This window comes from Rhodococcus sp. 24CO, assembly GCF_050586165.1.
GTDB lineage: Bacteria > Actinomycetota > Actinomycetes > Mycobacteriales > Mycobacteriaceae > Rhodococcus_F.
Map to the genome: position 1 here is coordinate 1 of NZ_JAZFNF010000021.1, position 12,471 is coordinate 12,471.

Here is a 12,471-nt window from a genome sequence, read left to right on the forward strand (position 1 = left end):
CACGTTCGCCGATCGTTGGCCGGGATCGGAAACATACTGATGGAAATCCGCCGAAACACCGTTAGCGAGATAGACCCGGACGGCGGCGGAGGCAGATCTGCATCAGGTATCGACGGCGGCGAGGGCAGCTTCTCCCTTGGAACCCTCGGTAATATTGCCCTCTTTTTCAGGAAGGTCCGTTGATCTCTAGGCGGTGGACGCAGACCCGCTAGCGAAAATGTCCGCGAGTCGGTCGAGGACATCGCCGAACAGTCCCCCGCTGTCACCGGTCACGGGCGTGAGGACGTCGATGTTGCCGCTGAGGTAAAAGTCCTGCCATGCATCCCCGGTCAAACCGAAGCCTTCGGAGGTGACGTTGAGGTGCAGCTTCTGATTAGGCCGTGACGGCGTTCCGAATCCGGGGACATTGAACTCGGTGATGGTGAAGTCTCCTGATCCGCGGGAGGGAATCTTCCCTTTGACCGTGGATCCGCTGCGGGTGGTAAAGATCAGTTCGGTTCCCTCGGGAATGCCGCCGTAGTAGAGGTTGCCGGGGACGTCGTTGAACCCGGCCGTGTGCCCGGCGTCGTAGTAGCCGTTTTTCCCACACCGGGAGCCTTCTCTGCTGAAGATGTTGTACGCGTAGCAGTTGTCCTTTGAGCGGTCGCCCTTATTGTCGAGCAGGCGCACGTGAATGTTGAAGGATTTGCTCACGGCGGTCGATTGAATCGGTTCAGCGGCCGCAATCGCAGTGGGGGCCACGATGGCGTTGGTTATCGCTGCTGCGACGACAGCTAGGACGAGGAAGATTCGGAAACGAGGAATCATGAAGGTTCCTTAGATGCAGGGACGTCCGGCGAGGACGCGCTGTGAAAGTGGGCCGGAAAGCCATACTTATCGGCTGCTGTAATTTTTTTGCACATTCGGCATCCGAATACGTGAGGAGTTGCCGGGACGGCGACCTACCTCTGGTTGATGCACATGCAAAAAAATTGCATTCATTGACTAACTTCCGCAGTAGCCCGACTACCGTCGCCGCCCCCATTCGTTCGAGGAGCTATCGCGTTGCTGCGTCGCACTGACACACCCCGCCGCCTTCTGTTTCTGGTCGCGGTCTCGACCGCGCTCACCGTGCTGGCCGCAGGTACTGCCTCTGCGCAACCGCTTCGGATCCCGTTGCCGGACAACGGTTCATCCGGAACCGGTTCGTCCGACAGCGTCGGTTCGTCCGGCAGCGTCGGTTCGTCTGGCAGCGTCGGTTCCGGCGGCGTCGGGTCCTCCGGGTCGGCGGACCCCTCGGCACCTGGCTCGAGTTTGCACTTGCTTTCGCCCAATGCAGGTGAACCCGTCCTCGGCGTACCGATCGAGACTCTGGCCGACAATCCGGCGGGGTTCATCACCGTCGACGGTGTCGTGGTGCCCCAGGTCTCCGATACCCAAAACCTCCTGATCGCCGTCGTCGACGCCAAGACCCGTGCAGTACGGCAATACGGAACCCAACCGAACAACCCGGACGGACTGTCGACGTTCAACACAATCGTCAACAGCTACATCAACACAGCCGACACAATCGTTGTCATCAGTGGAATGAACGGCATCCGCAACGCCAGTAGAGAGCCGTGGGTCGCCCGGCTGGCAAGCTCCGTCGGTGCTTCGTTCTCACGCAGCGATCTCGACAGGATGGAAGTCGGGGCCCCGTTCTCGATTGTCGGAAAGGCCGGGGCGCCGACAGGGGTCGCCTACACACGGGTAGGAACCACCGTCGGTGACCGAGCAGGCGGAGACATCACAGGTCTACTGCGGTGGAACTCCCGTCTCGCGCGGTACGACTTCACGCCTCCCCCGTCGTTGGCCTACTCGACTCGGACAGAAGGCGAGACGGGCAACAACTCGGTGACGATAACGATCGGCGACGCCACGTACACCTCCCGCCCCTCCGGAACCGATGGTTTCGTCATCTGGGGCTTCGAACCGCACACCTTGCTCCCTGCCTACGACGCCACAGTTGTCACATCTAATCCTGGCGGGGGTCGTGACCTCAGCGCCAAGCTGGTCGAGGTAGCAGGTCGAGTCGACGACGCCGGCCGGCCATATGTGGTCGTCGTACAAAGTTTCGGAGGCCCCAAGCCTGCGCGCGACTGGCAGGACGGGGCCGACGCCCTGGTTCGCCTCGGGGGGTCGCGGCTCAGCCTTCTGAGCCTCGACGGCACCAGCGACTACACCTTGGTGGGCGGGAAAAACGTGGGCTCGGCGGCAGTGGAGATGGGGGCCCTGCTCGGGCGACCCGGACCTGCAACGGGTTTCCTTGGCCGCAGCCACGACTTCGGGTATCTCCCTGAAATTTCCGGGCCGCTCGGAACGATCGATACCCGACAAAGCGCCATCATGTATCAGCCGTCGTACACCGGCGGAACCCCACAGGAACCGACGTTTCCGCGGATCAGCACCACCGCGGAAACCTACATCGGTGTGCAGGCACGAATCCCCGGGTGCACACCTGCAACCGCTACCTGCAACATTCGAGAGAAATTCCGGACGAACTACAACGCGGACTGGGCGACGTTCGCCCGGAACCTCGCCGGTCAGATCGTACGACCGACAGACGCAGCGTTCACCCCGGCCGAATTCGACACTGCGCTGGCGCAACTTCGAAAAGAAGTCGACTATTTCAACTCGGTCAAGACCTACTACGACAACACCCAGAAGGCGATGGGCCTGATTCGCGGCGACTCAGCGCTCAGCGCGAAGAGCATCGGTGATGCCATGGTGCGCGATGTCGCTCCGCCCCCTGCGAACACAGTCCTGCAGGACGGGTTCAAAGTGCTCAGCAGCGTGATGGGCGTAGTGGGGCTAGTCGCACCAGCCCTGAAAGCGGTCTGGGGTCCGATCAGCGCGATCTACGGTCTCACCTCAACGATTGCCGGGTTGACGAGTGGGGAGGCGCTGGCCAACCCGACCCAAGTCAGGGCCGACCAGCTGTCCCAGCAAGTCCAGGACAACCTGACCGCCGCCACCTACGGGTTCACCTCCATCTCCCTGGTCATGGTCTCCGACTTCCAGAAACTCGAAGCCGCGTACAACGAGATCGACAGCGAACGATGGAAAGCACCTATCGAACCCGACGCGCTGCTCCAGAGCCTGGAAAAGGGCATCAAAACATGGTTCGCCACGAACCTGACGCCGGTGGCGTACCCATGGCTGGTACGAGGCACCCCGCCGACGCTCGGGCCGACAAACGCCAACGGACTGAGTTGCGGATACGGCGGGGGCCTGGACTACTACCCGTGGAGCAACATGCCCGCCAATGCGCAGATGGCTGCTACCTGGAGCTTCGCTGACGAGAGCAACCCTGCCCGCTGGAACATGTTCATCACCAGACAACGACCGGAAATGGGCCAGAGAAACCAAGATGCCAACTCGATGTCACAGGCGTTGGCGAACACGCTCTTCGGTCAAGGACAGTCTCAACTGGGAATCAACCTGTACGACCTGATGAGCCCGCGTTATTTCGGACCCGAGATGCACCAGGCAAACCACCGCATCCCGGAGACGTGTGATCTGTACTGACAACAGACAGTCGCTGTGGCGCCGAGTTGCTCGGCTCGGACGGAGCGCATCGGTTTCTGCGACGTGTACGGGTGGACCATGAGTGCGGCCGATCCACCCTCGACCTCTACAACCGTTACGCGGCAACAAATTCGGATCCGGTGCTGGGCAAGATGGCGGAATGGGTCAAGCCCATCGGCACCCTGATAGCCGCAATCGATTCGCGTGAGCGCACGGTGGCTTCATTCTCTGCGGTTAAACGACGAACGTCGCCTCCGAAGTTCTGCACGTTTCCGGCTAGCCCAACTCCAGGCTGTTCGCCGACGGCAGCTGCACATTTGGTGTCTTTGCAGGCGGATACGCCAGAGGAACGAGCTTCAGCGGCAGCTTCTTCAACCCCAGCCGAGGGATCCAGTGCCACACGCTGACATGAACGTGCGCCGTATATGCAAAATAGTTGCACTCTTCGGCGACACTGAAAGTCGTTCCGGGGCGGCAATTTCGCTTCTTCCGCACTGACTGCACCGTATTAGCTTCCTACCCGACGAAGTGGACTCGATCGATGCCTACCCCTGCGCGCAAAGCCACCGACTCGCGCCGCCTACGCAGGTCGACGACTGCAATTGCAGTTCTACTCGCGCTGAGCGGATGCGCAGCCACCGACGATAGCCGCGATGGACTTCAACCGGTACCGACCCGGACGGCTCCAGCCTCCACGGCCACTCAAGCATCGCAACCAGAGGCGAGCGACGTAGTCACGGTTACCGATTTCACCGTCCTCCCGACGTTCGGTTGCCTGAAGGTTGTACCGGCCCGATCGATCGTGACGTTGGGCTGGAGCGCGTCGTCGGCCACCGAGGTATCGCTCTCACTCGACGGACAAGTGCTACCGATCGGCATCCAGAATGAACTGCCATATCAAGTCCCGGCCGGAGGCCCCACCGGAATCGGTGCTGCCGTCATATTCGCCTGTGACGGCCAGACCCAACATACGATCGATGTCACCTGGACCGGACACCCGCTTGCGACAACAACCCGCACCGTCACCATCGTCAAGGAGCCAGGCAATGGCTAAAGCCAGACTTCTCACCGACCCGATCACCCGACGGCGTTTCTTCACTGGAGCGGCCACGCTCGCCGGACTACCACTGCTCTCGACGCCCATGCTGACCGCCTGCGCAACCCGCAGCGATGCAGCACGCGACTCGACATGGTTCGAACCCAGCGTGCGAATGAGCGAAAACGGTTTACTCCGAACACAACTGCGGGTCGCCGACGGGGACGTCGCACTGGGTGGCGGCCGCGTCCGAGCCGTGACCTACGAAGACACCTACCCAGGCCCGACACTGGACGTACGAACGGGAGACCGCATCGAGGTGTCGCTGATCAACGACATCGCCGAACCAACAAATCTTCACACCCACGGCTGGCATGTCTCCCCCCGGCAACCGAGTGATGACGTACTGATGGCCGTGGAACCGGGCACGACATTCGACTACGCATACGATCTGCCCGCAAACCATTCCTCCGGCACCTACTGGTATCACTCACATCAGCACACCCTCAGCGACACACAGGTATTCGGCGGACTGTTCGGAGCCCTGATCGTTCGCGGAGAACTCGACGACCTACCCGGAGTCCACGGACGACCAGAGCGTCTACTCGTGCTGAGTCAGACGGAAATCGCCGACGGCGAGATGGTCCCCGGCGACAAAAGCTCGAACAACCTGCAGCAAACCCTCGTCAACGGAACTTTCCAACCGACGACCGAGATCGCACCGGGAGAAATCCAGCGCTGGCGCATCATCAACGCCAGCTCACTTTTCCTGCGGCTCCAACTCGACGAACACCCCATGCATATCATCGCCATCGACGGCGACGCCCTCACCTCTGTCGCGGCACGCGACATCGTCGAAATCGTGCCCGGAGGGCGAGTCGATGCGCTGATCGAAGGTGCCAATACTGGTACATACCAACTACGCTCGCTCAGTTGGGAGGAATACGGACCCTTCTACTCGTCGATGGTCCCGGCACCGATGCCGTTGCTGAATCTGGTCGCCCGAGGCAACCTGCAGAACCCGGACCCTCTACCCGACACGCTGCTCCCCTTCGACGACCTACGAGACGCCGTCATCGACCGCAGACGCGAATTCGTCTTCGAAGAGATGGAACCGCGAGGCACCGGCGACATCGAGCACTTCATGTACTACATCAACGGCACCATCTTCGACCACCACGTGGTGAACGAAACTATGACGCTCGGAGACACCGAAGAGTGGCACTTCATCAACCGCACCTACGAGCCGCACCCGGTACACATCCATGTCAACGACTTTCAAGTCGTAGCAGTCAACGGTGAACCCGTCGACGAGCAGCACTTCCGGGACACCGCAATGCTTCCCCCGTTCGGCACCCTCACTATCCGACACCGGTTCGAAGACTTCACCGGCCAATTCGTCATGCACTGTCACATCCTCTTCCACGAAGACCACGGCATGATGCAGCTTCTCGAAGTGGTCGACAAGCAATGACGTCGCAAAAGCAGCGACGCTCAACGAGCCGCGCACAGACGGCACTTCAGATCCTGGCCGGCCTGCCTCTCGGTCTGATCACTGCCTGGGGATTGTTGCAAGCACTCCCCCTTCGATCCGGTGTCGCTGTGTGTATAGTCTCCGCAACGATCACTCTGGCGGCGGCTTGTGTTGTTGGCGCGCGTTTTCGCGCTGCTCGGCCCGGCGCGTACAGTTTCGCCGTCTCCGCGACAGTGCTCAATGCACTTGTCGCAGTAGTTGTTGCGCTCTAATGCCACAGCCACCGCTACGCGCGTCTTCGGCCCGTTCGTTTCCTTGTCATGCAGGTGACGTAGTGATCGAGAGCTTTCCCATCGCGTAGATCGACCAACTTCACCCGCCTACACGTCGTTGCCTCGAGCTTGTACCCCTTCGGAGCCCGGTCAGAGGCTCCCGACCACCAATACTGCCACCGTCCCAGCATCACGACGATCCACAGCACGCAGCTCGAAAATAGTTGAGCTCGTTTCGGCGACGAAGGATCATTCGCACGGTGCGGCCGCCGATATGATTACATTCATCGAATGACCGATTTGAGCCCTATCACCGTTCAGGTGATCGGTGACATTTCGATCAAATGTGGCCTCCGCACCGTGGACCCTCGAACGATCGGAGGTCCACGGTGCGTGGAAGTACTTGCCTACCTCACGCTGCACCGATACCGAGACGTCGCCCTGGACGAATTGGCCTCGATCATCTGGCCGCACACACGCCCGAAATCGTGGAACGCGACAATACGGACAGTGATCTCGCGAGTGCGCGACACACTGGAAGCCGCTTCCATCCCGGGGGACAGCGTGCGCTCGCGGCTCGGGTACGTGCAGTTCGTACTACCGGATTCAGTAGCAGTCGACCTGGAAACCATCCGAACACATTGCCACAACAAAGACATACCGACTTCGATCCGCGCCGACCATGCCCACGACGCGCACAAAGCCCTCGCCGGACCGATCTTGCGCGGAGTGACAGGCGCCTGGGCGGACGACGTCCGGACGGAATGCGAAAGACTACGCATCCACGCGCTGGACATCGATGCCACCGCCTCGATCGAGGTAGGCGCCTACGATCGCGCCGTCCACTGCGCAGAGGCGTTGATCAGCGTCGACCCGCTTCGTGAACGCGCATATCGCCACGCAATGCGCGGATACCTCGGCCTGGGAGACCGAGCGCAGGCACTCGACCTCGCCACACGATGCCGACAAGCATTGTCCGCCAACCTCGGGGTCGCCCCCTCACCCGAAACTGAACAACTCTTCCTCACTGCACTGCGTCAAGACACCAAAAGGAATACTGCGCAACCGAACTCCTCCACGAGCAGCCGCCCACCACGACCACAGAGAACGCCTATCGGTCGCGAGATGGAATTCGAGACCATCGCCCGCGCATGGGAAGAAGCTGCGCTCGGAATCGGCCAATGCGTGGTCATCACCGGCGACGCAGGAACCGGCAAGACCACCCTCGTAACCGAGGCACTCAGGCGAGCACAACACGGACACATCGACATCCTCTTCGGCAGGTGCAGCGAAGATGCCATCATCGCGTTCGAACCGTTCGCCGAAGCCGCCGCGCGAGAACTCGATGCATGGGGAGTCGCCCGGGCCAGACAATGGTTGACGGAAAACGGCTCCGAAATCTTACGGCTGGTTCCGGGCGCCGCGAACCGATACGGCGATCTCGCACCTCCCGACACCCACGGTGACGACCGAGCACTGATAGTCACTGCCGTCCACCACTGGCTCACCGCAGCATCGCGGTCAGCACCGACGATCATCGTCATCGACGATCTGCAATGGGCATCGAGCACCACCCATGCACTCCTCCGCTACCTCATACAAGCCAGCTCGACAAGCACCCTGTGCATCGTCATCACCGCACGGACCCAATCACTGAACGATCCAGAACTGAACAAGACCCTCAACACCGCAACACGACTGGGAAACATACACCGAATTGCGTTGACCGAGTTCGATATCGCGCACGTACGGCAACTCGTCCACGCCTATCGGTCTTCACTCGACCCTGTCGCACTGCATCGCCGCACCCACGGACACCCACTGTTCCTGACCTCGATCCTCGAAAACACCCAAGGCGGCGACGATTCAGCGCCGGCGTCCATCCTCGAGTTCATCCGCCGCACGGAACACGGACTCGGTACAACAGCACAGTCATTGCTACGGCTCTGCGCGGTGATCGGTAGCTCGATATCTCGCGACGTCCTTCGCATGACAGCCCAAAATATCGACGAGATCGAATTTTCCGATGCTCTCGACGAACTCGTACACGCGCATCTGGTCAATCAAGACGACGGTTTGGGCCGACCTGCCCCGTGGAACGCGGAACTCATCCACCCACCCGCGCGAACACACGACGCGATTACATTGCGGCATCCACTGGTGCAGGAAGTGGTGTATTCCAGTATCGCCCCTGGCCGCCGAGCAGTTGCGCATTCCCTAGTCGGTCACGCTCTTGCCCAATGGCGCGCACCCCATGGCCTCGATGATTCTGCGCGCCTGGCATATCACTTCAGCCGGGGCCTCTTCTCCGATCGATCACATGCGCGCACCTACGCGCACCTTGCCGGTGACCACGCATTTGATCTCGGGGCCTACGAAGATGCACTCGCACACTACAATCACGCCCTCACCCTGAGCCCACCTGAGGAGAACACCCCACAGCAGTGTCGCCTCCTGATCGGACTCGGCCGCGCTCGCCGGGCGACACGGGATCCGGACGCTCGCGTCGTAGCGTTGTCCGCGTTGACTATGGCGAATTGCCTGGGCGACCCCGCCCTACAGATCGATGCCGTCTTGGCCAGCGAACGCCACGGAATGATGTTCGTCCAGCAGTACTCTGCCGACATCGAACGGGTCAACATTATCGATGCCATGTGCAAAGCACTAGTACAGACCGGCCGGGACCGGACACCAGAGTATGCAATCTTGTTGACACAGTTGGTAATAGAAAACGCATGGGAAGACGAGTCGCGCGAAAGTGGCAATCTGATTGCCCGCGCCGCCGGTATAGCCCGAGACCTCGGCGACGGCCCGCTCCTCGCGCGCGTGAGCGTCGCGGCGCTGATCGGACTGCGAACACCCCACAATAGCGAGCTCACCACGACCGCACTGACCGATCTCAACAACCTGGTCAGCATGCGAGCACCGATACTGCGCGACGTGACAACTGCTGTCTGGCTCTCACGAGCACGCCTCGAATCCGGTGACCTGACAGGTGCCGCAACAACTCTCGACACCATCACCGATGCCCACATCAACGGAAATCCCGAACTCGATTGGTTGGTAAACTACGGCCGTCTCGGTCTCGATCTCGCCGCAGGACGCCTGACCGAGTCTGAAGCACGCCTGAAACGAATTCGGGCCATCCCCCCTTCCCCGACGGACAAAAAATACTACGGCCGACTCCTCCCTGCAGTGACCGCGTTCGGAACCTTACGAGGAAGTCTGCAAGAAATCGTCGACCAATCGTCAATGATGCGCGCAAATTTTGATAACAACCCCACCCTTCGCCCCGCATTGGCCGTTGCGCTGATCGACGTCGGTGCCCGCGACGAGGCAACGGAACTGCTCTCCTGGTACACACCAGAACGCCTGGGCGACATCCCGATCGACCCGATGTGGTTGTCCACACTCACCTTGATCGGCCGGGCAGCTGCACAGCTGTCAGCGGCACCGCTGTGCCAACAGATCTACCACTATCTGAGCAGCCACGCCGAGAGTACCGTGTTGACGTGGGCCAGCATCTACGGTGTCGTGCACCATCATCTTGCACACTTGGCAATGGGGTTCGGAGACCTCACGCGGGCTGGCTCCCACATTGCCGACGCTCTCACCGCGCACTCCGAAAGTGGCTTCGCAGGATGGGAAGCCGAATCTGGTTACCTGTCACTGCTCATCGCGTCCGTCGAGACCGGCAGAGTTGATGAGACCCTCGCAGCGAAGGTCCGCGGCCAGGCTACGGGCATCGGAGCAACAGCCGTCGTCCGCCGTATCGACCTGCTGTCCCGGTAATGGCGGCTAGACAGCCAAACCGACAAACAACAGTCTTCTACGCGGCCCACCTCACACCGAGGAACTGCCCCGACCATCCGTCCAGCCAGTCAGTCGCCACGAACGGCCAGCCAAACCGGCACCGACCCGCGCCGGCATCATCGTCGCCAGCTTGGCATCGAGAACCGTGACGCCGTGCTTCGCCTCGCAGGAGACGGGGCGCTGTTAGGGAATGCTTACTGGAACGTCGAATTCCGTACCTCAGACGCCTCGCACAATCCCTACCTCACTCCTGCCGCGATGATCTCGGCTGTGTTGGCGGGACCCGACGAGTCTCTGGTGCTTCCAGCCCCGATTACGAACGATCCGGATCAATGGACGGAGGAGAACGAATATCTCGAGCGGTGTCTGCTCTTCCCTTTTCGCCGGACGCGACCGAGACGGCCATTGATACCAGCCCACCGGTAAGCTCGATTTCACGCCCGAACATCGAGAAGCCTTCCGTGTGGTTCGGGCATCGGACACACGATGGGCGAGCTAGCGAAACGATGAGCGGATTGCAAGCAAGCCGCCAAGATCGTTGCTGGCAAGACTTCCGGAGGGGCGCGTCGGCGGACGCATCCAGTCGATCTTCGCTGGTGGCAGCTCCACCGGTAGGCTCTCAAGATCGCACTTACTCTGGGCACTGCTAGCCCTGAAATAGGCGAAAATCTATGTTCGGGAGCGACTTTCCACTGCGGATGCACTTAGTGCGATGCTGCATCGTTCTTACCTACTCTGCGTACCTTTATGTGACGCAACACATTCGATTCATCTTGGACCAACTTGAAATCCTTGCGACAGATCGCGAGTACCTGGGAAGGGACGCAATTAGCCAACAACCCGTTGGCCAATTGCCGTAGGCCATGTGACGTTATTGCTCGACAAACTGGGCGATCAGTCCACTGGGACTGGTATGCCGGAACAACGGCCAAACACTGCTGGTCCCGCAACGTGCTACAGAATCAGATCACCACGGTGTGTGTCGCCGAACCGGTGCGCCGCCCTCACATTTTCAAGATCATCTTCCGACCGGAAACTCCGATCGCACTCAGCACGCAGTTGGTGCGCGACCCGTATGGCTTCGATTCCTTCGATATCACCGAACATGCTGCAGAACGTGAACTGGAATCTGCACGGATGCAAATGCAGAACACACTCGAACCGACCTAACGGACACAGCCAATGACCGCATACCCCTGACTCTCGCGTTACCGTTCCAGTATGGGGACAACCTTCCACGGCCCGAACCCGTGGCCGCACATCACGCGCGCAATCCGCACACGAGGTGCACGCCTGGCCGCGATCGCCTATCTCGGCCTGGAAGCACCTAAACTACTTCCGCTCCGCGCCGGGGACGTCCTGATCGTCAACGCTTCCAAAGCGGCACTTCGCGCGCATGCCACCTCCCCTGCCATTCTCGCGTACTACCTCGACAGGGAAGTACGGGTCCTGTCATCGCCAACTCTTCATGCCAACGTGATCACGACGAACCGGCTAGCGGTGATCGGCTCGGCGAATGCGTCCGTGAACTCCATCTTCGCCCAGGATGCCGTCATCATCACCGATGATCCGAAGATCCTCTCCCAGGTCCGCACGTTCATCGACAACATCGACGAGATCACCGAGGTGGATCAAGTATTCATCGACAACGCCACCCGAGAATGGGAAATCGGCCGCGCCGTACCGATCCCCGGCACCAGCGGTCGCGTCCACGACCTCGAAGCCGATTTTCTGCCCTCACCGCTCACCCGGATGTTCATCAAACACGTCGTCGACTACAAGCCCAGCCCCACCGAACAACACATAATGGCCGAGCAGCAACCACGGAAGCGAACCACAGCCGGACCGGCGTCAAAGTACCAACTTGAATCGCTGCGCATCGAGAAACCCAGCCGCATCAAGCGCGGCGACGTGATCGTCTTCATCTCTGTCGACAACGAGTGGATTTACCCGCCGGCAGTTGTAGTCTCCGAACCAATCCGAATCCCGCACGCAGGCGGAGCAGTCTTACACTTCCTGCGTATCCGAACCGATCTGTCTCCGCTCCCCCTCACAGATTCCGAGAGTCGACTCACCGAACTCGGACACCCCGGGTCGAGACTGCGAACCGACCACTACGTCCGCTCCCCTAGCCTGCGAACAGCACTACTCGATTTCTGGGACCTTTGATCTACCCGCCAATACCACTGTCTTACAATGAGTATCGATCGATCACGCTACTATTTCCTGACACTGAAGACGATCGCCTACACCGCGACCAACATAGAATGTCCACACTGCTGGCCACCTCACACGAGATCGCCTCCCTCGACTACTGCTGGCAATCTTCC

General features: G+C 60.4%; 10 protein-coding genes. 9 read left to right on the forward strand and 1 reads right to left on the reverse strand.

All coding sequences use genetic code 11. From position 1 onward, the window contains the following. On the forward strand, window positions 1–183 hold a 183-nt coding region (locus tag V2B23_RS29010; RefSeq protein ID WP_430953413.1), incomplete at its 5' end, for a hypothetical protein. A gap of 3 nt (window positions 184–186) precedes the next feature. Here V2B23_RS29010 and V2B23_RS29015 read toward each other — a convergent pair. Continuing rightward, the gene (locus V2B23_RS29015; protein ID WP_430953414.1) at window positions 187–807 is read right to left on the reverse strand and encodes a hypothetical protein; all 621 of its coding nucleotides are present in this window, start codon (window positions 805–807) and stop codon (window positions 187–189) included. A 237-nt stretch (window positions 808–1,044) separates the two neighbouring features. Here V2B23_RS29015 and V2B23_RS29020 point away from each other — a divergent pair, with 237 nt between their 5' ends. The 8 genes from V2B23_RS29020 (at window position 1,045) to V2B23_RS29055 (ending at window position 12,310) form a co-directional block, all read left to right on the forward strand. Further along, complete coding sequence (locus tag V2B23_RS29020) at window positions 1,045–3,546, forward strand: hypothetical protein (protein WP_430953415.1); 2,502 nt, start codon at window positions 1,045–1,047, stop codon at window positions 3,544–3,546. A gap of 541 nt (window positions 3,547–4,087) precedes the next feature. Further along, window positions 4,088–4,600 (forward strand): hypothetical protein, encoded by a 513-nt coding sequence (locus V2B23_RS29025; protein ID WP_430953416.1) that lies wholly within the window; start codon window positions 4,088–4,090, stop codon window positions 4,598–4,600. Beyond that, window positions 4,593–6,056, forward strand: coding sequence for a multicopper oxidase family protein (locus tag V2B23_RS29030; RefSeq protein ID WP_430953417.1), 1,464 nt, complete (start codon window positions 4,593–4,595; stop codon window positions 6,054–6,056). Before V2B23_RS29025 ends, V2B23_RS29030 begins: the two co-directional genes overlap by 8 nt. After that, window positions 6,053–6,328 carry a hypothetical protein gene (locus V2B23_RS29035; protein ID WP_430953418.1) on the forward strand — a complete coding sequence of 92 codons (276 nt, stop codon included), beginning with the start codon at window positions 6,053–6,055 and terminating at the stop codon, window positions 6,326–6,328. Before V2B23_RS29030 ends, V2B23_RS29035 begins: the two co-directional genes overlap by 4 nt. A gap of 291 nt (window positions 6,329–6,619) precedes the next feature. Next, window positions 6,620–10,120, forward strand: coding sequence for an AAA family ATPase (locus tag V2B23_RS29040; RefSeq protein WP_430953419.1), 3,501 nt, complete (start codon window positions 6,620–6,622; stop codon window positions 10,118–10,120). A gap of 156 nt (window positions 10,121–10,276) precedes the next feature. Then, complete coding sequence (locus V2B23_RS29045; protein ID WP_430953431.1) at window positions 10,277–10,567, forward strand: hypothetical protein; 291 nt, start codon at window positions 10,277–10,279, stop codon at window positions 10,565–10,567. A gap of 525 nt (window positions 10,568–11,092) precedes the next feature. Then, the gene (locus V2B23_RS29050; protein WP_430953420.1) at window positions 11,093–11,311 is read left to right on the forward strand and encodes a hypothetical protein; all 219 of its coding nucleotides are present in this window, start codon (window positions 11,093–11,095) and stop codon (window positions 11,309–11,311) included. A gap of 51 nt (window positions 11,312–11,362) precedes the next feature. Then, window positions 11,363–12,310, forward strand: coding sequence for a phosphatidylserine/phosphatidylglycerophosphate/cardiolipin synthase family protein (locus V2B23_RS29055; protein WP_430953421.1), 948 nt, complete (start codon window positions 11,363–11,365; stop codon window positions 12,308–12,310). Window positions 12,311–12,471 lie beyond the last annotated feature (161 nt).